This is a genomic window from Pseudomonas sp. UBA6699, assembly GCF_002454615.1.
GTDB lineage: Bacteria > Pseudomonadota > Gammaproteobacteria > Pseudomonadales > Pseudomonadaceae > Aquipseudomonas > Aquipseudomonas juntendi.
The window spans coordinates 1-26357 of record NZ_DKJF01000018.1; the positions used below are offsets into that span (position 1 = coordinate 1).

The 26357-nt window shown below is 63.7% G+C and carries 20 protein-coding genes and 2 tRNA genes; 15 read left to right on the top strand and 7 right to left on the bottom strand.

Annotation, left to right across the window (positions count from 1 at the left end):
- Nucleotides 1–198 precede the first annotated feature (198 nt).
- Together sstT and nhaR are read right to left on the bottom strand one after the other, a co-directional pair.
- A complete protein-coding gene (sstT, locus tag B3361_RS03265; RefSeq protein WP_054905237.1) occupies nucleotides 199–1410 on the bottom strand; it encodes a serine/threonine transporter SstT in 1212 nt (403 codons plus the stop codon).
- A gap of 129 nt (nucleotides 1411–1539) precedes the next feature.
- On the bottom strand, nucleotides 1540–2433 hold the full coding sequence (gene nhaR / locus B3361_RS03270; protein WP_054905236.1) for a transcriptional activator NhaR: 894 nt from the start codon (nucleotides 2431–2433) through the stop codon (nucleotides 1540–1542).
- A 133-nt stretch (nucleotides 2434–2566) separates the two neighbouring features.
- On the opposite strand from nhaR, the gene B3361_RS03275 reads away from it, so the two are divergent.
- Both B3361_RS03275 and B3361_RS03280 read left to right on the top strand, forming a co-directional pair.
- Nucleotides 2567–2806, top strand: coding sequence for a hypothetical protein (locus B3361_RS03275; protein ID WP_054905235.1), 240 nt, complete (start codon nucleotides 2567–2569; stop codon nucleotides 2804–2806).
- A gap of 28 nt (nucleotides 2807–2834) precedes the next feature.
- Complete coding sequence (locus tag B3361_RS03280) at nucleotides 2835–3587, top strand: TerC family protein (RefSeq protein WP_054905234.1); 753 nt, start codon at nucleotides 2835–2837, stop codon at nucleotides 3585–3587.
- A 52-nt stretch (nucleotides 3588–3639) separates the two neighbouring features.
- Here B3361_RS03280 and B3361_RS03285 read toward each other — a convergent pair whose 3' ends face one another.
- Nucleotides 3640–3819, bottom strand: coding sequence for a hypothetical protein (locus B3361_RS03285; RefSeq protein WP_054905233.1), 180 nt, complete (start codon nucleotides 3817–3819; stop codon nucleotides 3640–3642).
- 166 nt (nucleotides 3820–3985) lie between these two features.
- Between B3361_RS03285 and B3361_RS03290 the strand changes: the two genes are divergently transcribed.
- The gene (locus B3361_RS03290) at nucleotides 3986–4717 is read left to right on the top strand and encodes a peptidase C39 family protein (protein ID WP_054905232.1); all 732 of its coding nucleotides are present in this window, start codon (nucleotides 3986–3988) and stop codon (nucleotides 4715–4717) included.
- A 108-nt stretch (nucleotides 4718–4825) separates the two neighbouring features.
- Here B3361_RS03290 and B3361_RS03295 read toward each other — a convergent pair whose 3' ends face one another.
- On the bottom strand, nucleotides 4826–6109 hold the full coding sequence (locus B3361_RS03295; RefSeq protein WP_009682777.1) for an NAD(P)/FAD-dependent oxidoreductase: 1284 nt from the start codon (nucleotides 6107–6109) through the stop codon (nucleotides 4826–4828).
- A gap of 201 nt (nucleotides 6110–6310) precedes the next feature.
- Between B3361_RS03295 and B3361_RS03300 the strand changes: the two genes are divergently transcribed.
- From B3361_RS03300 to B3361_RS03320, 5 genes are all read left to right on the top strand, one after another.
- Nucleotides 6311–6387, top strand: a tRNA-Val gene (locus tag B3361_RS03300).
- A gap of 155 nt (nucleotides 6388–6542) precedes the next feature.
- Nucleotides 6543–6619: transfer RNA gene (locus tag B3361_RS03305), tRNA-Val, on the top strand.
- Nucleotides 6620–6751: 132 nt separating this feature from the next.
- Nucleotides 6752–7321, top strand: a complete 570-nt coding sequence (locus B3361_RS03310; protein WP_054905231.1) for an SPOR domain-containing protein — start codon at nucleotides 6752–6754, stop codon at nucleotides 7319–7321.
- A 97-nt stretch (nucleotides 7322–7418) separates the two neighbouring features.
- A complete protein-coding gene (locus B3361_RS03315; protein ID WP_054905230.1) occupies nucleotides 7419–7844 on the top strand; it encodes a GTP pyrophosphokinase in 426 nt (141 codons plus the stop codon).
- A gap of 87 nt (nucleotides 7845–7931) precedes the next feature.
- Nucleotides 7932–8714 carry an EAL domain-containing protein gene (locus B3361_RS03320; RefSeq protein ID WP_054905229.1) on the top strand — a complete coding sequence of 261 codons (783 nt, stop codon included), beginning with the start codon at nucleotides 7932–7934 and terminating at the stop codon, nucleotides 8712–8714.
- 79 nt (nucleotides 8715–8793) lie between these two features.
- Here the strand turns inward: B3361_RS03320 and B3361_RS03325 are convergent, their stop codons facing one another.
- Nucleotides 8794–9036, bottom strand: coding sequence for a DUF1654 domain-containing protein (locus B3361_RS03325; protein WP_054905228.1), 243 nt, complete (start codon nucleotides 9034–9036; stop codon nucleotides 8794–8796).
- Between the two features lie 152 nt (nucleotides 9037–9188).
- Here B3361_RS03325 and B3361_RS03330 point away from each other — a divergent pair, with 152 nt between their 5' ends.
- The 4 genes from B3361_RS03330 to B3361_RS03345 all read left to right on the top strand — a co-directional run bounded on the left by B3361_RS03330 (nucleotide 9189) and on the right by B3361_RS03345 (nucleotide 19028).
- Nucleotides 9189–11297, top strand: a complete 2109-nt coding sequence (locus tag B3361_RS03330) for a TonB-dependent receptor family protein (protein WP_154210999.1) — start codon at nucleotides 9189–9191, stop codon at nucleotides 11295–11297.
- A gap of 106 nt (nucleotides 11298–11403) precedes the next feature.
- Nucleotides 11404–13764, top strand: a complete 2361-nt coding sequence (locus tag B3361_RS03335) for a DNA polymerase II (RefSeq protein ID WP_054905227.1) — start codon at nucleotides 11404–11406, stop codon at nucleotides 13762–13764.
- Nucleotides 13765–13842: 78 nt separating this feature from the next.
- A complete protein-coding gene (locus tag B3361_RS03340) occupies nucleotides 13843–18270 on the top strand; it encodes an NEL-type E3 ubiquitin ligase domain-containing protein (protein ID WP_154211000.1) in 4428 nt (1475 codons plus the stop codon).
- Between the two features lie 206 nt (nucleotides 18271–18476).
- Nucleotides 18477–19028 (top strand): DUF4174 domain-containing protein, encoded by a 552-nt coding sequence (locus tag B3361_RS03345; RefSeq protein ID WP_009682785.1) that lies wholly within the window; start codon nucleotides 18477–18479, stop codon nucleotides 19026–19028.
- A 54-nt stretch (nucleotides 19029–19082) separates the two neighbouring features.
- On the opposite strand, the gene B3361_RS03350 is transcribed toward B3361_RS03345, so the two are convergent.
- Both B3361_RS03350 and aroQ read right to left on the bottom strand, forming a co-directional pair.
- The gene (locus B3361_RS03350) at nucleotides 19083–19931 is read right to left on the bottom strand and encodes a shikimate dehydrogenase (protein ID WP_286920109.1); all 849 of its coding nucleotides are present in this window, start codon (nucleotides 19929–19931) and stop codon (nucleotides 19083–19085) included.
- On the bottom strand, nucleotides 19928–20377 hold the full coding sequence (gene aroQ, locus B3361_RS03355) for a type II 3-dehydroquinate dehydratase (protein WP_029884970.1): 450 nt from the start codon (nucleotides 20375–20377) through the stop codon (nucleotides 19928–19930). The genes B3361_RS03350 and aroQ overlap by 4 nt, the downstream gene beginning before the upstream one ends.
- 237 nt (nucleotides 20378–20614) lie before the next feature.
- Here aroQ and B3361_RS03360 point away from each other — a divergent pair, with 237 nt between their 5' ends.
- The 3 genes from B3361_RS03360 to B3361_RS03370 are packed head-to-tail and all read left to right on the top strand — an operon-like array spanning nucleotide 20615 to nucleotide 26223.
- On the top strand, nucleotides 20615–21868 hold the full coding sequence (locus tag B3361_RS03360; protein ID WP_054905225.1) for a TolC family protein: 1254 nt from the start codon (nucleotides 20615–20617) through the stop codon (nucleotides 21866–21868).
- Nucleotides 21861–23060, top strand: a complete 1200-nt coding sequence (locus B3361_RS03365) for an efflux RND transporter periplasmic adaptor subunit (protein WP_154211001.1) — start codon at nucleotides 21861–21863, stop codon at nucleotides 23058–23060. The genes B3361_RS03360 and B3361_RS03365 overlap by 8 nt, the downstream gene beginning before the upstream one ends.
- Before the next feature lie 16 nt (nucleotides 23061–23076).
- Nucleotides 23077–26223 carry an efflux RND transporter permease subunit gene (locus tag B3361_RS03370; RefSeq protein ID WP_054905223.1) on the top strand — a complete coding sequence of 1049 codons (3147 nt, stop codon included), beginning with the start codon at nucleotides 23077–23079 and terminating at the stop codon, nucleotides 26221–26223.
- Nucleotides 26224–26357 lie beyond the last annotated feature (134 nt).

Consider the following 26357-nt stretch of genomic DNA (forward strand, 5'->3'; position numbering starts at 1 on the left):
CCCGAAACAAACGTAGGAGCGAGCGCAGCTCGCGATTGCGCCGCGCGGGCGGCGCTCGATCTCACAGGCGCTGAAGATGCAGCGGCCATAGAATCTCCCACAGGACCGCACTAAGCTTGAGCTCTGCACTGCACCTGTGGGAGCCCGGCTTGCCGGCGATGGGCCGCAAAGCGGCCCCAATCGCTTGACTGACCGACATTAGCCGTTACGCCGCTCTTCAGCCAGGCACGCCGCGGCCGTGAACAGCACATCGGTTGAGGAGTTCAGCGCGGTCTCCGCCGAATCCTGCAACACCCCGATGATGAAGCCCACCGCAACCACCTGCATGGCAATTTCGCTGGGGATGCCGAACAGGCTGCACGCCAGCGGAATCAGCAGCAGCGACCCCCCTGCCACGCCGGAGGCACCGCAGGCACAGACGGCTGCCACCACGCTGAGCAGCAACGCTGTCGGCAGGTCGACCGGGATACCCAGGGTATGCACTGCGGCCAGCGTCAGCACAGTGATGGTGATCGCCGCACCGGCCATGTTGATGGTGGCACCCAGCGGGATTGACACCGAATAGGTGTCTTCATGCAAGCCAAGGCGCTCTGACAGTGCCAGGTTGACCGGGATATTGGCCGCCGAACTACGGGTGAAGAACGCGGTGATGCCGCTTTCGCGCAGGCACAGCAAGGTCAGCGGGAACGGGTTGCGGCGGATTTTCCAGTACACGATCAGCGGGTTCATCACCAGCGCCACGAACAGCATGCTGCCGATCAGCACTGCCAGCAGGTGCAGGTAGCCGAGCAAGGCGTTCAGGCCGGATTGAGCCAAGGTCGCGCTGACCAGGCCGAAGATGCCCAGCGGGGCAAAGCGGATGACTACACGTACGATCAGGGTGACACCGTTGGACAGGTCCTCGACCACGGTGCGGGTGGTATCTCCCGCATGGCGCAAGGCCACGCCCAGGCCCACGGCCCAGGTCAGCACGCCGATGAAATTGGCGTTGAGCAGGGCGTTGATCGGGTTGTCGACCGCGCTCAGCAACAGGTTCTGCAGTACCTCGGTAATGCCGCCCGGTGCGCTGAGCGTGGCTTCGCCGGTGCTGAGCACCAATGATGAGGGGAACAGCGTGCTGGCGATCACGGCCACCAATGCCGCGGCGAAAGTGCCCAGCAGGTAAAGCCACAGGATAGGGCGAATGTGGGTTTCCTGGCCATGCCGGTGGTTGGCGATCGAAGCCATGACCAGAATGAATACCAGTACAGGTGCCACTGCCTTGAGGGCACTGACGAAGACCTTGCCGAGGAAGGCCAGGTCGCCGGCCACGCTGGGGGCCAGCAGGGCCAGGGCGATACCGGCGAGCAAGCCGATGACGATCTGCGTCACCAGGCTGGTACGGTTGAGGAGGCGGAAAACAGAGGTCATGTGCAGCGTTATCTCGGATTCTGTAAAGGGCGGGACTTTAGCACAGAGCCTTGCCGGGCGGCCCGGCACGTTTCGCGGCCAGTGCCGCCCCGCAAGCGAATGCAGGCGAGGCCGTGCGAACCAGCCCGGTCACCAGTGGAACAGCTCTCGCCGTGCCCCCTCGGTAATCGCCACGATCCCCGGGTGCTTGACCTTGCGCTCCACCGAAATGGCATAGAACGACTCATGCACAGCCTCGGTCTGCCCGATCAGTTGCACGCCGTACTGTCGGCACACTTCCTCGGCGATCACACTGGGTGCAACGAAGATGCCGCTGCCCGACTGGCCGAAGGCCTGCATCAATGCGCTGTCATCGAACTCGCCGACAATGCGGGGCTGCACCTGCTGGTCGCCCAGCCACCGCAGCAAGCGGCTGCGCACCACGGTTTCCTGGCCGGGAATCAGCAGGGGGGCGTCCTGCAAGCAGGCAGGAAAGGCACCCGGGTAGCGCTTGGCCAATGCAGGGGTGGCAAAAAAACTCAGGCCGCATTCGCCAAGCTTCTGGCTGTAGCCCTTGATATCCAGGTTGTTGGGCATGGGGCTGTCGGAAATCACCAGGTCCAGGCGCTGGATGGCCAGGTCGCCGAGCAGCCGTTCGAGCTTGTCTTCGCGGCAATTGATGCGCAGCACGTCGTCCAGCTCCATGGTCGGGGCCAGCAGGCGATAGACGATGGACTTGGGTACCACATCGGCTACGCCCACGCGGAACAGGATCTGCTCCTGTGGCCCGGCGCGCAGCATGGCCTCCAGTTCGCCACCAAGCTGGAACATCTGTTCGGCATAAGCCAGCGTCTGGCGGCCGGTTTCGGTGAGCTCCAGCTGCCGCCCCACACGCTGGAACAACTCCAGGCCGTAGGTGTGTTCGAACAGGCTGATCTGCCCGCTGATGGTTTGCGGGGTCAGGTTCAGCTGTTCGCTGGCGCGGGCGATGCTGCCGGTCCTGGCCACTGCCCAGAAGTAGTGCAACTGGCGGTAGTTGAGCACGCTGTTTTCCCGATTCGTAAAACCCGAAGTATAACCCTTGAAAATACGAATTTTCCTGATGTATCGGCGTGTCTAGAATCCTTCGTTATCAGGTGCCTCGTGCGCTGCTGAAGTCACCACAAGCGAGGAACCCATGCTGCACTTGAAATCCATCGGCACGCCGCTGGTACTGGCCCTGGCGCTGTTTGCCCTGGCTGGTTGCGACCAGGCCGAGAAGTCCGCCCAGCAGATGCTCGACCAAGCTGCTCAATCGGCCAAGCAGGCCATCGACGATACCAACAAGGCCGCCCAGCAGGCGCTGAGCGAAGCCATTGGCAGTGAAGGGCAGAAGCCCGTGCAAGCTGAAAAGAACGAAAAAAGCCAGGAAATCTGACCCCAACCGCCGTTGCAGGATGTGAACAATGGAATATCTGCTGGAACTCGCCGCTAGCCCTACCGCCTGGATTGCCCTGGCTACGCTGGTGGCCATGGAAATCGTACTGGGCATCGACAACCTGATCTTCATCTCGATCCTGACCAACAAGTTGCCGGTGGCGTACCGTTCCAAGGCGCGGCGCATCGGCATCAGCATGGCCCTGATCATGCGCCTGGCGTTGCTCAGCACGGTGGCCTGGATCGTCCAGCTGACCGACCCGGTATTCGAAGTGTTCGGCAACGCGTTCTCGTGGAAAGACATGATCCTGATTGCGGGTGGCCTGTTCCTGTTGTGGAAGGCTACCAAGGAAATTCACGAAAACGTCGACCCGCACGGTGCCAAGGAAGAGGCCAAGGTGGGCTCCACGGTGACCTTGGGCTTCGCTGCGGCGATCTTCCAGATCCTGCTGCTGGATATCGTGTTCTCGGTAGACAGCATCATTACCGCCGTGGGCATGACCGAGCACCTGCCGATCATGATCATCGCCGTGATCACTGCCGTGATCGTGATGATGGTCGCGGCCGACCCACTGGCCAACTTCATCAACGACAACCCGACTGTCGTGATGCTGGCCCTGGGCTTCCTGATCATGATCGGTATGACGCTGATTGCCGAAGGGTTTGGTGCCCATGTGCCCAAAGGCTACGTGTACGCTGCGATGGCGTTCTCCACCGCAATCGAGGTCCTCAACATTCTCGCACGCAGGGCGCGGCTCAAGCGTGAGGCAGCTGAGCATTGACGGTGGGCAGCGGGGCGCTTTGCGCCCCGTTTGGCTGCTGAATGCTGCGCGGTCAGTGCACCCCCGCAGGCCGCCGTGCTCGCTGTACGTGCCGGGTTTTGGCCGGCACCTGCGGCGGTTGTTGATTGGGTTGTGCATGACGCCGCACGATACGTAGTACACCCCATAGCATGGCGGCTGCGACGCTCAGCCACATGCTGACCAGCATGAGGATTGCCAGGGTCAGGCTCATCTGTGCCTCCATCGCTGCGGCAAACGCCAGAGTGACCGGCGTTTGCGTTCCAGACACTGCTTTAGTCTAGCCTTTCGCCTGGGACGTTCCATCGAACAAAGGTCTATCTCTGAGTCCGATTCGCTCCAAGCCGTTGTCGGACTATACCCGCGCCGTCGTCGGACCTATGATCACTGGCCAGAGCTGGGCGCTGCCTGCCCGGCGTTGGAGCAAGCGAGTGTCCATGCAGCAATCTTCCTTCAAGAGCGCCCGGCGGCTGCTGTCGGCCTTCATCGTGGCAGCCAGCCTGGCGGGCTGTGCCAGTGCGCCGCCCGCCAATCTCAAAGGCCTGCCGCAACGGGTCGAAATCAGCAGCGTGCCGTTCTACCGGGGCAACGCCAACCATAGCGGCGCCATGGCCCTGGCAGCAGTGTTGTCGCAACAGGGGGCACCGATTACCCCGGGGCTGCTGGACAAGCCCCTGAACCTGCCACAGGGTGCCGATGCTTTGGACACCGCCATCCCTCGCGTGGCACGGGACTACGGCATGGTGGTGTACCGCCTGGACAAGCAACTGGATGCGCTGTTGACCCAAGTGGCGGCGGGTAACCCGGTACTCTTGCGCTACGAAGACGGTTCCGCCTGGTGGGGCGAGCCGCGCTATGCGGTGCTGATCGGTTATGACCGCTACAAGCAGCGGGTACTGCTGCGCTCGGGCATGCACCGCCGGCACATGATGGCATTCGACGCGTTCGCTTCGGCGTGGGCCGAGCAGGGCAGTTGGGCAGTGCTGGTGCAGCCGCCACGGCAATTGCCGGCTGAAGTGGATAGGCAACGCTGGTTGCAGGCGGCGGAAGAGTTGTCGCGGGCGGGGCAGGAAATCGCGGCGAAGCAGGCGGTGAACAGCCTGAGCAAATGATCGTTCCCATCATGGCCTTTTCGCAGGCAGACCCGCTCCTCCACAGAGCGTGTGCGCACCGCACAGCCCCATGGAGGAGCGGGTCCCGCACCGAGGAGGCCCGCTACATCAGAAACCCAGGCGATCACGCAGGCTGTAGTACCAGGCACCGATAGCGCTGAACGGCACGCGCAGCATCTGGCCGCCTGGGAACGGGTAGTGCGGCAGGCCGGCGAAAGCGTCGAAACGCTCGGCCTGGCCGCGCAGGGCTTCGGCCAGCACCTTGCCCGCCAGGTGGGTATAGGTCACGCCGTGGCCCGAGCACCCCTGGGAGTAATAGATGTTGTCGCCGATGCGACCTACCTGTGGCAGGCGCGACAGGGTCAGCAGGAAGTTGCCGGTCCAGGCGTAGTCGATTTTCACGTTCTTCAGTTGCGGGAAGGCCTTGAGCATCTTCGGGCGGATGATCGCTTCGATGTTGGCCGGGTCACGTGCGCCGTACACTACGCCACCGCCGAAGATCAGGCGCTTGTCGCTGGTCAGGCGGTAATAGTCGAGCAGGTAGTTGCAATCTTCCACGCAGTAGTCCTGCGGCAGCAGGGTGCGCGCCAGCTCTTCGCCCAGGGGTTCGGTGGTGATCACCTGGGTGCCGCATGGCATGGATTTGGCGGCCAGCTCTGGCACCAGGTTGCCCAGGTAGGCGTTGCCAGCGACGATGATGAACTTGGCGCGGACCTTGCCCTGTGGGGTATGCACCACGGGGTTGGCGCCGCGCTCGATGCGCACGGCCGGAGTTTGCTCATAGATGATGCCGCCCAGCGACTCGACCGCCGCAGCTTCGCCCAGCGCCAGGTTCAGCGGGTGGATGTGACCGCCGCTCATGTCGAGCATGCCGCCGACGTAGCTGTCGCAGGCCACGACCTCGCGGATGCGCTTCTGGTCCATCAGTTCCAGCTGGTTGTGGCCGAAACGCTCCCAAAGGCGCTTTTGCGATTCCAGGTGGCCCATCTGCTTGCTGGTGAGCGCGGCGAAGACGCCGCCGTCCTTCAGGTCGCACTGGATGTTGTACTTGGCCACGCGCTCGCGAATGATACGCCCGCCTTCGAAGGCCATGTGGCCCAGCAGCTGGGCCTGTTTAGGGCCCACAGTGCGTTCGATCACGTCGATGTCGCGGCTGTAGCTGTTGACGATCTGGCCACCGTTGCGGCCCGAGGCACCGAAGCCGACCTTGGCGGCTTCGACGATGCTCACCTTGAAGCCGTTCTCCAGCAGGAACAGGGCGCTGGACAGGCCGGTGTAGCCGGCGCCGATGATGCATACATCGGTTTCCACCTCACCCTGCAGCGCCGGACGTGGCGGCACCGGGTTGGCCGAGGCGGCGTAGTAGGACTGGGGGTAGGGGGTGTTAGCCATGCTGCAGGAACCTCGTGTTTTATATTTTTAACGAATGTAGCGATGCTATCAATAATAATAAACACCCGCTAGTCGTCTGTTGAAAATCCCTCACACAGTCGCAAGCGACCCTTCTCTATAAAGAGGTTTAGATTCAGTAGCTTAGCGCGAAAAAAAGTGTTGACAGGCTTTTCCAATTGCGTAGAATGCGCACCACACGACAGGCACATAGCTCAGTTGGTTAGAGCACCACCTTGACATGGTGGGGGTCGTTGGTTCGAGTCCAATTGTGCCTACCAAATCGAAGAAGGGGTGATCCGCAAGGGTCACCCCTTTTTTCATTGGTTTTTCCGGCGGTTGGCTGCAACACCGGGAAACTGCGAAAGTTTTTGATTTTTCTGAAAAAAACGCTTTACAGGTGCGCATTTGATCACTAAGATGCGCACCACACGACAGGCACATAGCTCAGTTGGTTAGAGCACCACCTTGACATGGTGGGGGTCGTTGGTTCGAGTCCAATTGTGCCTACCAAACTCCAGAAAGGGCGATCAGCAATGATCGCCCTTTTTGCATGTGCGCGTGAAGCAGCCTGTAACCTTTGGTCACGCTTCGGCCAGCGCGCAGCATGCTAGAATCCGCCCCTTCGAAACGGGAGGTACATGCGTGCGTAAACTGGCTGTGGTAATGGCAGTGCTCGCCCTGGCGGGCTGTGAGAACGAGGTCGAGGGCGTGCACAAGCAGGTGGCTGAACACTTGCACAACCCCAAAACGGCCAAGTTCGGCAACGTGCGGATCGACACCCAGGGCACCATCTGCGGCCAGGTCCGTGGCAAGGACGATGCCGGGCAGTACGAGGCCTACCGCAGCTACGTGGCGTTCAAGCGCGATGGCCAGTACGACATCATCGTGGACGAAACCGGCAACAACCTGCGTATCCGCGAACTGTGCGGCGGTGCCGACCTGCAGCGTCGCGCCGAAGCGCTGGCCAACCAGCCGGCACCCGAAGGCTGGGATGTGGAGGTGGTGCAGGGCGCCAACATGGGCGCGCTCAGCGACATGACGGCCCGCCTGATCGAAAAGGGCATCCCGTCGTCGGTGGAATACCGCGATGGCAAGCCGGTGGTGCTGATGGGGCCGTTCCCTACTCGCGAAGAGGCGCAGGCCCGCCGCGACGAAGTCATGGCCAAATTGGGCACCGACTCGGTGGTCATCCAGCACGGCGCAGCGCGCTGACCTGCGCGGCCAACCCGCTCCCAAGGCGCATGGTAGGCACCTTGCGCCCAGCATTGGCTATGCTTGGGTAGGGAGAGGCTGAGATGGGGGGCGCCTGATGTCGACACTGGAGCGGGCCATAGCCGTGGCCGCCAGGGCGCATGAAGGGCAATACGACAAGGGTGGGGCGGCGTATATCCTTCACCCTTTACGTGTGATGCTGCGGGTTGCCACACCGGAACAGCGCATTGTTGCGGTGCTTCACGATGTGATCGAGGATACCTCGCTGACCCTCTCCGACCTGGCGCGGGAGGGCTTCGCGCTGAAAATTCTCGCAGCCCTGCTGGCGCTCAGCCGGCGTGAAGGCGAAGCTTATCAGGACTTTGTCGTGCGCCTGGGCGACGACCCGCTGGCGCGCACGGTCAAACTGGCTGACCTGGCCGACAACAGTGACCTTTCGCGTATTCCCTGCCCAGGCCCTGCCGACCTGGCGCGGCTGGCGCGCTATCGCGAGGCCAGCGCTTACCTGCAGGCACTTCGTTAGTTCAGCCGCAAGCCTTGAGGTTGACTTGGCATAAGATGCAGATTCAAGCATTCTGAACCGCCATACTCCGTGACCTCGACATAGCCCATGAGCAAGCCAGTGTTCCCCCAGCCCTTTCTAGCGATTGGCTGCTCCCAATGTCGTGACCTCGCTAGCCTGGGTTTCGACATTACCATGGCGTTCCAGCCCATAATCCATGTGCCTTCAGGCAGGCCGTTCGCCTACGAGGCACTGGTTCGCGGTGTGAACGGTGAAAGCGCTGCGCAAATTTTGGCCAAGGTAACTCCCGACAACCTGTACCGCTTTGATCAGGCCTGCCGCGTGAAGGCCATCGAGCAAGCGGCTGGACTGGGCTTGGGACGCCAGAAAAACTGTAAATTGAGCATCAATTTTCTGCCCAATGCCGTCTACCGTGCCAGCACCTGCATCCGGGCTACCTTGGAGGCCACAGTCACATTCGACTTCCCCGCCAATCTGCTGATGTTCGAAGTGACCGAAGGCGAGCGGATCGAGGACACCGAGCACTTGAAGTCGATCTTCAAGGAGTACGAGCGACAGGGCTTCACCACTGCAATAGATGATTTTGGCTCGGGTTACTCAGGGCTGAATCTGCTCGCAGAATTTCAGCCGGCTGTACTCAAGCTGGATATGGCTCTCACTCGGGGAGTCAACCAGGATGTGGTTCGCCAAGCCATCGTGGCCGGTATCGTATTGGTGGCCGAGCGGTTGGGCATTACGCTGATTGCCGAGGGGATCGAGACTGACGAAGAGTGCCAAGCACTGGCGGCGCTGGGAATTGATTTGATGCAAGGGTACCTGTTCGCTCGGCCGCAGGTGAATGGTTTGCCGTTGTTTGAGCGGCTGTCTTGACCTTGACCTGATGGTGCTCCCCTGGGCGGCACAGCAGGCGCAGGCCGGTAGCAGCGAAAAGCGCCACGCTCATGCCTGGTCAGTCTTCCTTCGGCACCGTCCAGAAAATCTGCACGCCGCCATCGTCACGGTGGGCGAGGGTGACGTTGTCGTTCTCGGCAATTTCCTCGAGCAGGGTTTCCCAGTCGTCCGGGCTTTCCTGTTCCAGGCGGAAGATCAGCGCCGCGCGGCTGCGTTGGGCGGTGGGGCTGTTGATGATCTTCTGGATGCGAACACCCAGCTGAACGTAGCTGCTTGGGGTGGCGGAGGCGGTGCTGGACACAGGAATATCCTTGTTGTGCTGTATGTGCGTACAGTATTTCAGCGTAAGCAATTTCGCAACAGCTTGTCAGGGAAAATCCGGCTAGGCTGGCCAGAGAATTCGCACTGTCGGTGCGGGTCTGGTGTAATGGCGGCCATTTTCGGAAGCTGCGCATGTATCGATTTCTTTCTCGTTTTCCTACCTCTACAGGCCTGGTCCTGCTGATTGCAGGCGACTTTGGTGCGCTTGACGATGCCTGGGCCGATGCCCCCACTGCCGTGGTGATCGAGCCGCTGGTGGTGAGCGGTGCCTACCTGCCCACCCGTACGTTCGACCTGCCGTTCTCGGTCGATACCATCGACTTGTCCCGTGGCACTGACGGCCAGTTGGGCGTCAACCTGTCGGAAGTGCTGGGCAAGGTGCCAGGGCTGGTGGTGCAGAACCGCCAGAACTACGCCCAGGACCTGCAGGTTTCTTCGCGAGGCTACGGCGCCCGCTCGGCCTTCGGGGTGCGGGGCATCAAGCTGATCAGCGATGGGATCCCGGCCAGTACTCCCGACGGTCAAGGGCAAGCGGCCACGCTCAACCTGGATGTGGCCGAGCGCATCGAGGTGTTGCGCGGCCCGGCCGCCACCCTGTACGGCAGCAACACCGGTGGGGTTATCCAGATGTTCAGCCGCGACGGCCAGGGCCCTGCCCAGGTAGGTGCCGAAACCACCTTCGGCAGCGACGGTTTCAACAAGAACCACCTGAGCGCCGAGGGCGGTAACGACACGGCCGGTTTCCTGCTGGATGCGTCGCGCATGGACACCGACGGCTACCGTGACCACAGCGCGGCGCGCCGTGACCAGACCTTCGCCAAGGTCCATTTCAAGCCGGATAGCGAATCGCGCCTGGCACTGATCTACAGCAGCCTGGAACAGAACGGCACCCAGGACCCTCTGGGACAGACCTGGGAAGCCTACAAGCACGACCCGCGCTCCAGCGCGGCAGTGGCGCAAACCTATGACACGCGCAAGAGCATCGACCACCAGCAGTTGGGCATGAACTATGAGCGCTACGTGGGTGACGCCACGTTGCAGCTGAACCTGTACGCCGGGCAGCGCCGGGTGGTGCAGTACCTGTCCATTCCCAGGACGGTGGTCTCGAACAGCCAGCGCGGGGGTGGCGTGGTCGACTTCGATCGGCAGTTCCAGGGCGGTACGCTGCGCTGGATCCAGCCGGTTGCGCAGGTGCCCGGCAATCTCACCCTGACCCTTGGCGCCGATTACGACCAGAGCAAGGATGACCGCCGTGGCTACCAGAACTTCAGCGCTGACCAGTTGGGTGTGAAAGGCGAGTTGCGACGTGACGAGCAGGACACCGCCACCAGCCTGGACCCTTACCTGCAGGCGCACTGGGAAATCGGTAACTGGACCAGCGAGCTGGGCTTGCGCTACAGCAGCATGAACATGCGCGTCGATGACCATTACCTGGCCAACGGTGACGCCAGCGGCTCCAAACGGTATCAGCAAGCTACCCCTTCGCTGTCTGTGATGTACGCCTTCACCCCTGATCTGCGTGGTTACGTGAGTGTCGGCAAAGGCTTCGAAACACCCACGCAGGCCGAGATGGCCTATGCACCGGGAGCGGACGAACGATTCAACTTCGGGCTGGAGCCTGCCACCAGCATGCAGTATGAAACGGGCCTGAAGTACCGGCTGAGCGAGCGCACGCGGCTGGACGCCGCCGTTTACCAGATCCAGACCGAAAACGAAATAGTCGTGGACCGTGCGACGGACGGCCGAACCAGCTATCGCAATGCCGGGCGAACCCTTCGGCGTGGCTTCGAGGCCCGCCTGCAGCAGGATTGGAACGACCAGTGGCAGGCCACTGTGGTGTACACCCGCACCGACGCGCGCTATGCCGAAAACGTCAGCCAGGCCATCGCACGTGGCAACCGCCTGCCAGGTGTGCCCCAGGACAACCTGTACGGCGAGGTGCTGTGGAAGCCGGTGGCGGCGGTCAGCATGGGCCTGGAAGGGCAGTACCGCAGCAAGGTGTATGTCGACGACAGCAACGCTGCCAAGGCGGCGCCGGCCTATGCCGTGTTCAATTGGCGTACGCGCTTCGAGCAGCATGTCGGCCCATGGACATTCCACCAGCTGGTGCGCCTGGACAACCTGTTCGACCGGCAATATGTAGGGTCGGTGATCGTCGGCGACAGCAACGGGCGTTACTACGAGGCCGCGCCTGGGCGCTCATGGTATGCGGGGGCGGGTTTGGCGTACCGGTTCCAGTGACGGGCTACAGGGGCCGGGTGGCGCCTGCAGGGGCTGCCCAGCCACCGCTGGCAGTGCCGGTAGCGGTAGAATCAGCACCTGATCATACGCTTCAGAGGTAGATGCGGTGGAATTGCAGCAGGGCTTCGTCCTGACCCGGCATTGGCATGACACGCCCGAAGGGACCTGCGTGGAATTCTGGCTGGCTACCGATCAGGGGCCCCGGCAATTGCGCCTTGCCCCTCAGGACTCGGTGGCTTTCATCCCGCTGGCGCAGGCTGAACATGCCCGGGTGTTGTTGGCCAAAGAGCCAGGTGTACAGCTCAAGCCCTTGCAGTTGAAGGACTTCGAGCAGCGCCCGGTCATGGGGCTGTATTGCCGCCAGCACCGGCAGCTGATGCAACTGGAGCAACGCCTGCGCAACGCCGGCATCGACGTTTTCGAAGCCGACATTCGCCCGCCCGAACGCTACCTGATGGAGCGCTTCATCACCGCCCCCGTGCAGTTCACCGGCAAGCCTGATGCACAGGGCGTGCTCTGCGAAGCTCAGCTCAGGCCGCTGGCAGGTTACCGTCCACCGCTGCGCCTGGTGTCGCTGGACATCGAAACCAGCGAACGTGGGGAGTTGTACAGCATTGCCCTGGAGGGCTGTGGCCAGCGTCAGGTATACATGCTTGGCAAACCCAACGGCGACCCGGCGGGGGTGGACTTCGATCTGCACTACTGCGCCGACCGCGCCGAGCTGCTGGTGTGCCTGAACCAGTGGATGGCGCTGCACGACCCCGACGCGATCATTGGCTGGAACCTGATCCAGTTCGACCTGCGCGTGCTGCATGAGCACGCCAAGGCGTTGCAGGTAGCGCTGGCCTTGGGGCGCAGAGGCGCAGCCATGACCTTGCGAAGCCAGGGCGGCGGTGGCCACGTATTCGCCGACGCCCCGGGGCGCTTGTTGATCGATGGCATCGAGGCGCTGCGCTCGGCCACCTGGAGTTTCCCATCGTTCAGCCTCGAAAACGTCGCCCAGACGCTGCTCGGCGAAGGCAAAGCCATCGACACACCGTACCAGCGCATGGACGAAATCAACCGGCGCTTCGCCGAAGACAAACCGGCCCTGGCGCGGTACAACCTGAAGGACTGTGAGCTGGTGACGCGGATCTTCGCCCACACCCGCCTGCTCGAGTTCCTGCTGGAACGCTCATCGGTTACCGGCCTGGCGGTGGACCGCAGCGGCGGGTCGGTCGCCGCGTTTTGCCACTTGTACATTCCGCATATGCACCGCCTGGGGTACGTGGCGCCCAACCTGGGCAGCCGCCCGGACGAAGCCAGCCCTGGCGGCTTCGTCATGGACTCGCGCCCAGGTTTGTACGACTCGGTACTGGTCCTGGATTACAAAAGCCTGTACCCCTCGATCATTCGCACCTTCCTGATCGACCCGGTGGGCCTGGTGGAAGGTTTGCAACGTCCTGACGATGAGCACTCGGTGGAGGGTTTCCGTGGCGGGCGCTTTTCCCGCAGCCAGCATTGCCTGCCGGCCATCGTCGAGCGTGTGTGGCAGGGCAGGGAGGCGGCCAAACGCGAGGGTAACTCGCCGTTGTCCCAGGCACTGAAGATCATCATGAACGCGTTCTACGGCGTGCTGGGTTCCAGCGGTTGCCGCTTCTTCGACCCCCGGCTGGCCTCGTCCATCACCTTGCGTGGGCACCAGATCATGCACCAGACCCGGGCGCTGATCGAGGCCCGGGGTTTCGACGTGATCTATGGCGATACCGACTCCACCTTCGTCTGGCTCAAGGGTGCCCATGCCGAGGAAGACGCGGTGCGCATCGGTCGCGAGCTGGTGGCCCAGGTCAACCAGTGGTGGCAAACGCACCTGCGCGAAAGCATGAACCTGGACTGCGCCCTCGAGCTTCAGTTCGAGGTGCATTACCGGCGTTTCCTGATGCCCACCATCCGTGGTACCGACGAGGGCAGCAAGAAACGCTATGCCGGGCTCAGGCAGCGGGCTGATGGCACAGAAGAAATGGTGTTCAAGGGCCTGGAATCGGTGCGCACCGACTGGTCACCGCTGGCCCGGCAGTTTCAGCAGGAGCTCTACGCACGCGTGTTTCGTGGTGAGCCGTACCGTGATTACCTGTGTGACTATGTACAGCGCACGCTGGCGGGTGAAAACGACGAGCTGCTGGTCTATCGCAAGCGCTTGCGGCGGCCACTGGCCGACTATCAGCGCAATGTCCCGCCCCATGTGCGTGCCGCACGCCTGGCCGACGACTACAACAAGCGCCTGGGCCGCCCGCTGCAATACCAGCGCGGCGGCTGGATCAGCTATGTGATCACCACCGCAGGCCCAGAGCCGCTGGAAAACCTGCAAGCCCCCATCGACCATGATCATTACATCAGCCGGCAGTTGCAGCCGGTGGCTGATGCCATCCTGCCTTTTGTCGGCGACGACTTCGCGCGGCTGATCGACCATCAACTGCTGCTGTTCTGAACGGGTAGTAGATAGCTAGCCGTCGGCATGCCCTGAACCTGCACAAACTCTAGCCTCAACGCCATCGCGGAGGCACAGATGCAGGGCAAATCCACTTCACCTTCGAATGCGGTCGACGCGCTTGCCATCGCGCAAGCCTGCCAGGACCATTACATTGCACAGCGGCTGCCGGCCTGGATGGCGAAGCTGACGATGGCCGACTACCGGCTGCTGAGCCAGGCACTGTCGCAGTTGCTGGCTTGCCGGGAAGGGCTGACGCAAGCCCTGGCACAGGTGCGCAACCTGGATGATTTCAGCCGGCCTTTGCTGCAGCAGGCGCTGGCCCGGTTTGGCACCCTGGATGCCGACCGCGTGTGCCTGCGGCAATGGTATTACTTCACGTCGCCGACCATCAGTTATGTGACCGGTCGGCTGCCGGTCGCCGACAGCGATTACTACGATACGCCGCTGCTGGAGGCAGCGCTGGGCAACTTCACCGAGGCCGAGCAGCATGATCAGCCCCGCAAGAATTGCCTGGTGGATGCGCTGGGCGCCACGCGTACTGAGCTATCGGCAACGGCTTTCGTCAGGCTGTGCCGCACGCTGGACCTTGGCCAGCAGTACCAGGCGCACCTGGCGGGTGTTTTTCAGCCAAGCGTGCGCGAGCTGCTGGTTCGCCGCCAACGCTATGGCATGCTGGCCGATGCGCTTGCAGCCAGCGCACAGGGCATGTTGAGCGCGGCCCAGCTGCACTGGGTGGTGCAACTGTGCATGCATGACACGCTTGGCACCCTCGCGGGATCGCCGGTCAGCGTCCGCCGGCTGGAACTGTTTGGTTGCCGCATGCAGCAGATCGTGGTGCTGGATGTCATTGCCGAGGGGACGTTCTACAACACCAGCAAGTACGTCCTGGTGTATGTACCTGGCGACCCCGCAGGCCCCTGGAGCGTGTGCAACGACCTGGAACACTACGCCCGCCGGGTGCTTGGCAAGCGTTTGCGCAAGAACGACTACCGGCGTTTCTTCAGCCGCTTCGTGCGCCGTCGCGACAGCCAGCGGTTTTTCTCTGCCGTGGGTGAGCGGCTCGACGATGTCACCCACTGGGCGACCCGCAGCCTTGATGAACAGACGCATGCCTATGGTTTACCGCTGTTCGATGCCCTGGCTGATGACTGGATTGGCCAGGTCAAGGATGACGCGGCGATCATCGCCCCGCCAGTGGCGATGCTCGATCGCCAGGCTCAGGCCGAGCATGCCCGCCGTTTACAGGCTGAAGGGCAAACCCTGCTCGGCATCGCAGGGCTTTTCGTGCCCGCAATTGGCGCGGTGATGCTGGGTGTGATGGCCTGGGAACTGCTTGAGCAAAGCTTCCAGGCGGTCAGTGACTGGCAACAGAACGAACGCAATGCTGCGCTGGCCCACCTGCTGAATGTGGGTAAAGGGTTGTTGACCGTTGGTGCAACCGTTGCTGTTGTCGCGGCGGCGCGACGTGCCTGGAGCGTGGTAGACCCACTGGTGCCGGCGCAGCTGCCAGGTGGCGAGGAAAAACTGTGGAACACCGACCTGGAACCCTACCGTTGTGGCACCCCGCCGCCTACCGCAGTGCGGGACGAGCAGGGGGTGTATCGCCTGGCCGAGCGCTGCTGGATCAGCATGGACGGTCACTGGTATGAGGTGGCGTGGCGCAAGAACGATGAACAATGGCAGTTGCTCCCTTACCAGGGCTATGCCCCCTTGCTCCGCCACAATGGCGCCGGTGCGTGGCGGCTGTGGTGCGAGCAGCCCGCCGAATGGGCAGACGCGCGCCAGCTGTTCCGCCGCCTGGGCAAGCCCTACAGCGACCTCGATGACCTGCAGATCGACCAGGCGCTGGCCATCCACGGGCTGGACGACCAGCACTTGCGGGCATGGCATGTGTATGGCCGAGCACCTGAGGCAGCGCTGGCTGACACGGTGCAGCGGCTGCTGTTCGCCGCGCGGATCCACACGTTGGTCGGTCAACTGCGCGAAGGTGCCGCCACCGCCGATCAGCAATTGCTGGCGCGGGTGCTGAGCCTTCCCCAGGCGGCAGGGCTGCACGGGCGCGCGCTGGCCGAAGTGGCCTGGGCCGGGCGCCGGGAGCTGCTGCAAGCCATGTACGAGGAGCACAACACCGGCCCGCAAACCCCTTGCCCGTTGCAACGGGCCTTCGCCAGCCTGCACCGCCTGGCGGCCAGGGAAGTGATGCGCAATGCCGGCGAGGACGACCTGCAGCACCTGCAAGAGACCGGGCGCGTGCCGCTGTTCATGGCCGAGGCGGCCAGGCTGCAGGTTACGCGGATTCGAACCGCGCGGGTCTTTGAGGCGCTGCGCATCGATACCCCACAGAATCTCGACCTGGCGCGGGTTGTGCTGAACCTGCTGGGGCAGGTGCCGGGGGCCGGAGGGCCAGGCTGGCGATTGTTCGACGGTGAGGCCAGCGAGCCGCTGCTGACAATCGAAGGCGCGGGCCCAACCTTCGATCTGCTGCACCAGCATGGGGTGTTTCGCTTGCACGACCGTGCCCGGCCCAACGCCGGTGCTGCCGGGGAGCTGTTCGAAACACTGGCGGCGGCGTACGACGCCGAGGCACGAGCGGCCAGCCGGCAGCCTGCTGTGTTCGCACCCGCCCTGCGCCAGGCGGTGGCAGACCTCGCCTTCAACCAGCGGCCAGCCGTGCTGGTCGCCCTTGGCATGGGCCAGCGCCGCGGCGCCTTCGTGGCACCGCTGCGGCTCGCTGACGGCCGCATTGGCTACCCCATGGCCGGCGGCAGGTTATGGGCTGCGTTCGGGCGGCTCAGGCCGCGGGCGCTGCAGGCACGCCTGCGCGACCTGTACCCGGCCTTCAGCGACGAGCAGGTTGGCCAATGGTTGGCGTCAGCCGATGCCCGGGCCAGGTTGAACGGCCTGGAGGCGCAATACCGACAGCTCAACAGCCACCTCGACAGGTGGGTATTCAATGCTGTTGCCACACCTGAACTGACTGCCCGACGTGAATTCAGAAAAGGCTTGATCGACTGCTGGCGCTTGCTCGTCCCCGAGTTGCAGGACCAGGCATCTGTGCAGGGCGGGCGCTTCATGCTGACCCAGACCCGCAGCCGTTTGCGCCAACTGCCTGGCCTGCCGGCCCAAGTGAGTTTCGCGCACGTGTCCATACTGGCCTTGCGCGCCATGCGGCTGGAGCAGGTGCCCGACGATTTCCTGCAGGCGTTTCCCAACTTGCGCAACCTGGAAATCACCAATTGCCGGCTCAGGCGCCTGCCGTTGCCTCAGATGCTGGCACAAAGGCTGGAGGTGCTCGACCTGTCAGGCAATCAGATCGAGCTCGACGAAAGCCAGGCGCTGGTCCTGGCCGGTTGCCGCTCCCTGGTGTACCTGAACCTTTCGGACAACCCGTTGCGCCGGGCATTTTCCGTGTTCGCCATGACCGAGCTCAACGCCTTGCACCTGTCACGCACGCGATTGCCGGAGTTTCCCTACGGCACGCTGGACGCGCCGCAACTGCACACGCTTGACCTCAGTGGCAACAGTATTTCAGTGCTGCCTGACGACCTGCATCAGTCACACTTGTGGCGCGCGGGCCGGGTCGAACTGTCGGGCAACCTGCTGGCGGCAGCATCGCAGGCGTCTTCCAGCTGGCATTGGCTCGAGGCAAGTCGCGTGCCGTATCGGTTCCGTTATCTGGACCTGGTGGCGGCAGAACGTCGCGATGAAATGGCCGCGTTGTGGGTTCATCTGGAAGCCGATGAGGTATCGGACGACTTCTTCAAGACGTTGTCCGTACTGACCACCTCCGGCGCATTCAAGTTTTCCTCCACCGCCTGCGCGCTGGCAGCCCGGGTACTGGAAATGTTCGAAGCAATGAGTGAAGACACTGCGCTGCGGCTGGAGCTGTTCAGGCACGCCGCGGCGACGGATTGCCAGGACAACGCCACTGCCCGTTTCGCTGACCTGGAAGTGCGCTTGATGATATGGCGTACGCGCCGCCAGCAGGGTGGGCGCCCCCCGGAGCAGGGCTTGTTGTGGCTCGGCGGGCAGTTATGGCGCTTGGCGTTGCTCGATCAGTTCGCGGCAGAACATGCCCGCCGGTTGGGGGCCGGCAGTGAGTCACTCGAATTCGCCCTGGCTTACCGTGTTGCCTTGCGCACGGCCCTGGATTTGCCCGCCCAGCCCGGGGAGATGTTGTATACCGATATTGCCCGGCTGCAGGACACCGACCTTCGTTCGGCGCGTGCCTTCGTGCTGGCAGCGCAGACCCGCGACGGCATGGCTGAATACCTTGCCAGGCAACGCTTCTGGCAGGACTACCTGCGGGGCAGTTTCCCCGATCGCCTGCAAGTGCCGCAGGACATGCATGATGAACTGGAGCGGCTGATGGCGCTGGGCAACCAGGAAGCGCAGGTCGAGCGGCTGCAGATTCGGAATCAGCAGCGTGAGCATGCCCTGCTGTTGCAACTGACCCTCGAAGCCCTGGACAGAAACGCACCCGGCGACAGCACGACGGGGTAAAACGGCCAGCGCAGCGCTGCCAGCCGGTGGCTATGCGCTATGCTCAGAGCAGGCGGCGATGTTTGCACAGGCCTCGCCGCCCGGTCACGGAAATCGGAAGTTACCTTTGTGGCAAGCACGCCATGGGCGGTTGGTTTAGGCTCCCGCGTCGGATCTTTCTCCATGATCTGTAGTCTTTGGTTTATCGAGAGAATAAGGAGATATGCATGCTCGTCCGCTCACTGACCCTCGCCACCCTGCTCGCGCTTGCCGGCCCTTTGCATGCCGCTGACAGTGACGCACCGTTGGCCAAGGAACTGGGCAAGGCGCGGCCATTGGTGGTCATTGCGCCGAGCAGCGCCGACCCCACCCTGCGTGGGCTCAACAAAGCGCTCGAAGACCCGGCTACCCAGGCAAAATTCAAGGAGCGCAGCCTGGTGCTGTACAGCGTGGCGCAAATGATGGGCAAACGGGAGGACAAGAACCTCGAGCAGCAAACCACCATGGCGCTGATCCGCGAACTGAAGCTGGGGGCGAGCAAAGGCACCAAGGTGATTCTGGTGGGCAAGGATGGTGAGCGGCATGTGCTCAAGGATGACGAAGACAACACCGCCCTCGATCCCCAGGTGATCTTCGAGGCAGTCGATGCGCTGCCCGCGAGCGAAAAGGCGGTAACCGCACCAGAGCCGGTGGCGGCCGCACCGCAAACCAAGGCCAAGGACAGCAAACCCGCCAAACCGGCCAAGCCTGCCGCCCCGCCCAAGCCGCTGGAAGACTGACCGCGTGGCGGCCCTGAGCTTGCTCAGGGCCGTTGCCACGCAGGCCTGGCTCAGTCAGGAGAAGCTGGCGAAATGTGCCTGCATCCGCGCGGCGTCAGCCTGCCGGCCGCTGAACAGTTCGAATGCTTTCACAGCCTGGAACACCGCCATGTTGCTACCGTCCAGTGTGCGGCAGCCCAGGGCCCGTGCAGCGCGCAGCAGTTCGGTTTCCAGCGGGAAGTAGATGATCTCCGCCACCCACAGCCGTGCATGCAGCAGCGCCACTGGCAGCGGCGTGCCGGGTAGCTTGGCCATGCCGACCGGGGTGGTGTTGACCAGCCCGTCCGCATCGGCCAGTGCCGTGGCCAAGTCACCGCCAAGCATTGCCCGCCCCGCACCGAAATGCGCATTCAGGTTGTCGACCAGTGCCTGAGCGCGGGCGGTATCCACTTCGAACAACACCAGCTGTTCAACCCCTTCGCCCAGCAAGGCATGCGCCACCGCCGAGCCCGCGCCGCCAGCCCCCATCTGCACCACCTTGCGGCGGGCCACATCGGGCAGGCCGCGGCGCAAACCTTCGGCAAAGCCCAGGCAATCGGTGTTGTGGCCAACCCGCTTGCCGTCCTTGAGTACCACGGTGTTGACCGCGCCGATGCCGCGTGCTTCATCCGACAGCTCGTCGAGCAACGGCAGGATCGCCTGCTTGAACGGGTAGGTGATGTTCAGGCCGGTAAAACCCGTGTGCTGCGCAGCGTCGAGCAGGCCGGGCAGGGCGCTGTCGTCCAGTTGCAACTGGTCGGCGTCGATCAGCCGGTACAGATAGCGCAGGGCCTGGGCATCGCCTTCGTGCTCGTGCAGGGCCGGGGTGCACGACAGTTGGATACCCCGGCCGATCAGGCCGGCAAGGATGGCAGGCTGGCTCATGCTGCACGCTCCTTGAGCAGCTCGGCGAAGTGGCTGATGGCCATGCGGTAGCCGTGGCTTCCCAGGCCGCAAATGACGCCGACCGCGATCGACGAAACGAACGACACGTGGCGGAACGGTTCACGTTTGTGCACATTGGACAGGTGCACTTCGATGACCGGTACTTCGCTGGCCACCAGCGCATCGCGAATGGCTACCGAGGTGTGGGTCCAGGCACCTGGATTGATCACGATACCGGCGCAGCGATTGCGCGCGGCGTGGATCCAGTCGATCAGTTCACCTTCATGGTTGGTTTGCCGGAATTCGACTTCCAGGCCGTGGGCATTGGCAGTGTCGGCGCAGTGTTGGCCAAGGTCGGCAAGGGTTTCGTAACCATACTGGGCCGGCTCTCGGGTGCCCAGCATGTTCAGGTTGGGGCCGTTGAGCACGAGAATGAGGGGCGTCATGACGGGCTTCGCTTTGTTGTTGTTGGATGTGCCTAGTTTTGTACTGACTGGTTAGTTCCGTCAATTGAGGGGAGCCGCCGTGCTGGGAAAGTGGGCGATTATCGAACCGCGTTCGCCGCCAAGGCGCGCTGGCGCACAGGCTGCACGCCTTACAGAATTGTAATTTTCATGCCACCACCCCGATAACCAGCCTTCTCTACAGTCCCTCGCCACCCTTCGTCGACGAGGACCTGTTCCGTGCTCATCCCCCGCAAGTTCGCCTTGCTCTGCCTGCTGCTGGTTGGCGCCACGAGCGCCCACGCCAGCCAGCGCTTGAGCTTGCCCCAGGCGCTGGCCGCCGCTTTTGCCCAGAACCCGGAACTGGCTGCCACCAGCCGCGAAATCGGCATTGCCGACGGCGAGCGGCGCCAGGCCGGGTTACTGCCCAACCCCGAACTGGCGTGGGAGGTGGAGGACACGCGCCGGGACACCAGCACCACCACCATCACCCTCAGCCAGCCGCTGGAACTGGGCGGCAAGCGCGCTGCACGCATCGCCGCGGCCGGCGTCGGTCAGGCGATCGCCCAGCTTGACCTGGAACGCCAGCGCAATGGCCTGCGTGCCGATGTGGTCCAGGCGTTCCATGCCGCCTTGCGGGCACAGACCGCGCTGGAGCTGGCGCAGCAATCCCAGGCCTTGACCGCCCGCGGCTTGCGGGTGGTGCAGGGGCGGGTCACTGCCGGCCAGTCATCGCCCGTGGAGGCCACCCGCGCCCAGGTGCAACTGGCCCAGGCCGAGGCCCAACTGCGCCGCGCGCAAACCCAGCGTAGCGTGGCCTACCAGGCCTTGGCGCGTTTGACCGGCAGCCCGCTGGCCAGCTTCGACAGCTTGCAGGCGGCCAACCTTTCGCCTGGGGCCGCGCCCAGTCCTGACACCTTGCTCGCCCACGTCGAGCAAACGGTCGAGTGGCGCCTGGCCGCCGCCCAGGTCGAGCGTGGCGATGCGGCGTTGGGCACGGAAAAGGCTCAGCGCATTCCCAACCTCACCGTCAGCCTTGGCAGCCAGTACAGCCGCGAAGAGCGCGAGCGGGTGAACGTGGTTGGCCTGTCCATGCCGCTGCCGTTGTTTGACCGTAACCAGGGCAACGTGCTGGCGGCGGCGCGCCGTGCCGACCAGGCGCGTGACTTGCGCAATGCCGTGGCCCTGCGCTTGCGCAGCGAAACCCGCAGCGCCGTCGACCAATGGGCCACGGCCATGCAGGAGGTGGCGGCCTACGACCGCACCATCCTGCCGGCTGCACAGCAAGCCGTGGACACCGCCACCCGTGGTTTCGAAATGGGCAAGTTCGCTTTTCTCGATGTACTCGATGCCCAGCGCACGCTGATCGAGGCCCGTGGCCTGTACCTCGAGGCCCTGGCCACGGCGGCCGATGCACGCGGGCGGGTCGAGCGTATCTACGGCGACCTCGATGACCTGGGCAACCCAATGACCAGCAGGAGCAGCAATGACTAACCCACGCAAGTTGGCCCTTCTGGCAGCCACCCTGGCCGCGTTAGGCCTCGGTGGCCTGGCCTGGACCGGTACACTCGGCCAGGCAGCCACTGCCCAGCCAGCTGAAGACAGCCATGAGCATGGCGAGGCGGACGCCGCCGAAGGCCATGCAGAAACAGAGCACGACGATGAACAAGGGCAGGTGCACCTGTCCATCGCCCAGATCGAAGCTGCCGGGGTGCAGTTGGTTGCTGCCGGGCCGCGCGCGCTGGGTACAGCCATAAACTTCCCCGGTGAAATCCGTTTTGACGAGGACCGCACCGCCCACGTGGTACCGCGGGTGCCGGGTGTGGTCGAGGCAGTCCAGGCCGAATTGGGCCAGGCGGTCAAGCGCGGGCAGGTGCTGGCGGTAATCGCCAGCCAGCAGATCTCTGACCTGCGCAGCGAGCAGCAGGCTGCCCAACGCCGCCTTGAGCTGGCGCGCCTGACCTTGCGCCGCGAACAACAGCTGTGGCAGGAGCGCATCAGCGCCGAGCAGGATTACCTGCAAGCGCGCCAGGCGCTGCAGGAGGCCGAAATAGCCTTGGCCAATGCCCGGCAGAAGGTCGCGGCGGTGGGGCCGGCAGGTGCCGGCAACCGCTATGAACTGCGCGCACCGTTCGACGCCGTGGTCGTGGAGAAACACCTGAGCGTGGGTGAGGTGGTCGACGCGACCAGCAACGCCTTCACCCTGTCTGACCTGAGCCGGGTGTGGGCGACTTTCGCCGTGGCACCACGTGAGTTGGACAAGGTACGCACCGGCCGTACGGTCATGGTCAGCGCGCCAGACCTGGGGGCCCAGGTCGAAGGCAAGGTCAATTACGTTGGCAGCCTGCTCGGCGAACAGAACCGTGCCGCCACCGTCCGTGCCAGCCTGGCCAACCCTGACGGCGCCTGGCGCCCCGGTTTGTTCGTCAATGTTGCGGTCAGCATCGAACGTTTCGAGGCTGCGGTAGTGGTGCCTGAAATCGCCCTGCAAAGCCTGGACGCGCAGACCGTGGTATTCGCCCGTACCGAGCAGGGCTTCGAGGCCCGACCCGTAACCACCGGCCGTCGCGATGCCGGGCATGTGGAAATCACCAGCGGCCTGGCTGCCGGAACCCAGGTGGCTGCCGCCGGCAGCTTCGTTCTCAAGTCGGAGCTGGGCAAAGGCTCGGCCGAGCACAGCCATTGACCAGGGGGACGCCTGCATGTTCGAACGCCTGATCCAATTTGCCATCGAGCAGCGCCTGGTGGTGATGCTGGCTGTGGTCCTGATGGCCGCGGTGGGCATTCACAGCTACCGGCAGTTGCCGATCGACGCCGTACCGGATATCACCAACGTCCAGGTGCAAATCAACACGGCCGCACCCGGTTACTCGCCCCTGGAGACCGAGCAGCGCATCACCTTCGCCATCGAAACCGCCATGGCCGGCCTGCCCGGGCTCAAGCAGACGCGCTCGCTGTCGCGCTCGGGGTTGTCACAGGTCACGGTGATCTTCGAGGACGGCACCGACCTGTTCTTCGCCCGCCAGTTGGTCAACGAGCGCCTGCAAGTGGCGCGCGAGCAACTGCCCGAGGGCATCGAGGCTGGCATGGGGCCGATCTCCACCGGGCTGGGGGAGATTTTTCTGTGGACGGTGGAAGCCGAAGAGGGGGCCCTGAAGGAAGACGGCACCCCCTACAGCGCAACCGACCTGCGCGTGATCCAGGACTGGATCATCAAGCCGCAGTTGCGCAACGTGCCCGGGGTGGCAGAGGTCAACAGCATTGGCGGGTACGCCAAGCAGTACCTGATTGCGCCGGACCCCAAGCGCCTGGCGGCCTACACGCTCACCCTCAACGACCTGGTCGCGGCGCTGGAGCGTAACAACGCCAACGTCGGCGCGGGTTACATCGAACGTAACGGCGAGCAGTTGCTGATCCGCGCGCCTGGCCAGGTGGCCTCGGCCGATGATATCGCCAATATCGTCATCTCCAGCGTGGACAGCACCCCGATCCGCGTCAGCCACGTTGCCCAGGTAGGCCTCGGCGAAGCGTTGCGCTCGGGGGCGGCGACCGAAAACGGCCGCGAGGTGGTGCTGGGCACGGTATTCATGTTGATCGGCGAAAACAGCCGCACGGTATCCCAGGCAGTGGCTGCCAAGCTGGTGGAGATCAACCGCAGCCTGCCCGAAGGGGTGTCGGCGGTGACCGTGTACGACCGCACGAACCTGGTGGAAAAGGCCATCGCCACGGTGAAGAAGAACCTGATCGAGGGGGCCATTCTGGTGATCGCCGTGCTGTTCCTGTTCCTGGGGAACATTCGCGCGGCACTGATCACCGCCATGGTCATTCCATTGTCGATGCTGTTTACCTTCACGGGCATGTTCGCCAACAAGGTCAGCGCCAACCTGATGAGCCTGGGCGCGCTGGATTTCGGCATCATTGTCGACGGCGCGGTGGTGATCGTGGAAAACGCCATCCGCCGACTGGCGCATGCCCAGCAACGGCATGGCCGCATGCTGACGCGCAGCGAGCGCTTGCACGAGGTGTTTGCCGCCGCCCGTGAAGCACGGCGGCCACTGATCTACGGGCAGTTGATCATCATGGTGGTGTACCTGCCGATCTTTGCCCTGACCGGGGTCGAAGGCAAGATGTTCCACCCCATGGCCTTCACCGTGGTCATCGCCCTGCTTGGCGCGATGCTCCTTTCGGTGACCTTCGTACCCGCTGCGATCGCCCTGTTCGTCACCGGCAAGGTCAAGGAAGAAGAGGGCCTGGTAATGCGCACCGCGCGGCAGCGTTATGCGCCGGTGCTGGCCTGGGTGCTGGGCCGGCGCCGGCGTGCATTTGCCGGGGCAGCGGCCTTGGTGCTGTTGTCCGGGGTAATGGCCAGCCGCATGGGCAGTGAATTCATCCCCAGCCTCAGCGAGGGTGATTTTGCCCTGCAGGCCCTGCGTGTGCCGGGCACCAGCCTGTCGCAATCGGTGGACATGCAGCAGCGCCTGGAGCAGGCCATCATCGCCCAGGTGCCCGAGGTGGAGCGGGTGTTTGCCCGTACCGGTACCGCCGAGATCGCTGCCGACCCGATGCCGCCGAATATTTCCGATGCCTATGTGATGCTGCGCCCGCGCGAGCAATGGGTCGACCCCGGTAAGTCACGCGAGGCGCTGATCGCCGACGTGCAACGTGCCGCCGCCAGTGTTCCCGGCAGCAATTATGAGTTGTCGCAGCCGATCCAGTTGCGTTTCAACGAGCTGATTTCCGGTGTGCGCAGTGATGTGGCGGTGAAGCTGTTCGGTGACGACATGCAGGTGCTCAACCGTACTGCCGCACAGATCGCCGGCAGCCTGCAGGGCGTACCCGGTGCGTCCGAGGTGAAGGTCGAGCAGACCACGGGCCTGCCGGTGCTGACCATCGACATCGACCGCGACAAGGCTGCCCGCCATGGCCTGAACGTGGGCGATGTGCAGGATGCCATCGCCACCGCGGTGGGCGGCCGCAAGGCGGGCACCTTGTATGAAGGTGACCGGCGATTCGATATGGTGGTGCGCCTGTCGGAAACCTTGCGTACCGACGTGGATGGGCTGGCCAGCCTGCTGATCCCGGTGCCGGCCAGTGGGGCTGCGGGCACCGGGCAGATCGGCTTCATCCCGCTGTCGCAGGTGGCCACCCTTGACCTGCAACTGGGGCCGAACCAGGTCAGCCGCGAAGACGGCAAGCGGGTGGTGGTGGTCAGCGCCAACGTGCGGGGGCGCGACCTGGGCTCGTTCGTGCAGGAGGCCGAGCAGGTATTGCGCGGCCAGGTGCCGATACCGGCTGGGTACTGGACACGCTGGGGCGGCCAGTTCGAACAGCTGCAATCGGCGGCCGAGCGCCTGCAAGTGGTGGTGCCAGTGGCCTTGCTGCTGGTCATGGCGTTGCTGTTGATGATGTTCAACAACCTCAGGGATGGCCTGCTGGTGTTCACTGGAATTCCGTTCGCCCTCACAGGGGGCGTCCTGGCCCTGTGGTTGCGCGACATTCCCTTGTCGATTTCCGCTGGCGTGGGCTTCATTGCCCTGTCGGGGGTGGCCGTGCTCAATGGCCTGGTGATGATTGCCTTCATCCGCGGCTTGCGTGAGCAGGGGCGAACGCTGCGGGCGGCGGTCGAGGAGGGCGCGCTGACCCGTTTGCGGCCGGTACTGATGACCGCGCTGGTGGCGTCACTGGGCTTCATTCCCATGGCCTTGGCGACGGGCACCGGGGCTGAGGTGCAGCGGCCGTTGGCGACCGTGGTGATTGGCGGAATCCTGTCTTCGACCGCCTTGACCTTGCTGGTATTGCCGGCGTTGTACCAATGGGCTTATCGACGCGAAGAGGCGCAGGAGGGGTAAAGCCCTGAGGCCGCTGGGGCGGCCCATCGCGGCACACCTCCACCCTGCAGGGTGTGCCTGGTGGGAGTAACTGTCTTTCTCAAAATTTGAAAAGCCTGCGCGATTCAACCTCTGGGAGCGGGCAAGCCCGCGAA

Excerpts from the sequence above, each read along its gene's own strand:
- B3361_RS03275 (WP_054905235.1), top strand. The coding sequence starts at position 2,567 with ATGCTGCACTTGAAATCCATCGGCACGCCGCTGGTACTGGCCCTGGCG.
- aroQ (WP_029884970.1), bottom strand. The coding sequence starts at position 20,377 with ATGACGCCCCTCATTCTCGTGCTCAACGGCCCCAACCTGAACATGCTG.
- B3361_RS03295 (WP_009682777.1), bottom strand. The coding sequence starts at position 6,109 with ATGGCTAACACCCCCTACCCCCAGTCCTACTACGCCGCCTCGGCCAAC.
- B3361_RS03290 (WP_054905232.1), top strand. The coding sequence starts at position 3,986 with ATGATCACTGGCCAGAGCTGGGCGCTGCCTGCCCGGCGTTGGAGCAAG.
- B3361_RS03370 (WP_054905223.1), top strand. The coding sequence starts at position 23,077 with ATGTTCGAACGCCTGATCCAATTTGCCATCGAGCAGCGCCTGGTGGTG.
- B3361_RS03285 (WP_054905233.1), bottom strand. The coding sequence starts at position 3,819 with ATGAGCCTGACCCTGGCAATCCTCATGCTGGTCAGCATGTGGCTGAGC.
- sstT (WP_054905237.1), bottom strand. The coding sequence starts at position 1,410 with ATGACCTCTGTTTTCCGCCTCCTCAACCGTACCAGCCTGGTGACGCAG.
- B3361_RS03365 (WP_154211001.1), top strand. The coding sequence starts at position 21,861 with ATGACTAACCCACGCAAGTTGGCCCTTCTGGCAGCCACCCTGGCCGCG.
- B3361_RS03315 (WP_054905230.1), top strand. The coding sequence starts at position 7,419 with ATGTCGACACTGGAGCGGGCCATAGCCGTGGCCGCCAGGGCGCATGAA.
- B3361_RS03280 (WP_054905234.1), top strand. The coding sequence starts at position 2,835 with ATGGAATATCTGCTGGAACTCGCCGCTAGCCCTACCGCCTGGATTGCC.
- B3361_RS03340 (WP_154211000.1), top strand. The coding sequence starts at position 13,843 with ATGCAGGGCAAATCCACTTCACCTTCGAATGCGGTCGACGCGCTTGCC.
- B3361_RS03320 (WP_054905229.1), top strand. The coding sequence starts at position 7,932 with ATGAGCAAGCCAGTGTTCCCCCAGCCCTTTCTAGCGATTGGCTGCTCC.
- B3361_RS03330 (WP_154210999.1), top strand. The coding sequence starts at position 9,189 with ATGTATCGATTTCTTTCTCGTTTTCCTACCTCTACAGGCCTGGTCCTG.
- B3361_RS03350 (WP_286920109.1), bottom strand. The coding sequence starts at position 19,931 with ATGAGCCAGCCTGCCATCCTTGCCGGCCTGATCGGCCGGGGTATCCAA.
- B3361_RS03345 (WP_009682785.1), top strand. The coding sequence starts at position 18,477 with ATGCTCGTCCGCTCACTGACCCTCGCCACCCTGCTCGCGCTTGCCGGC.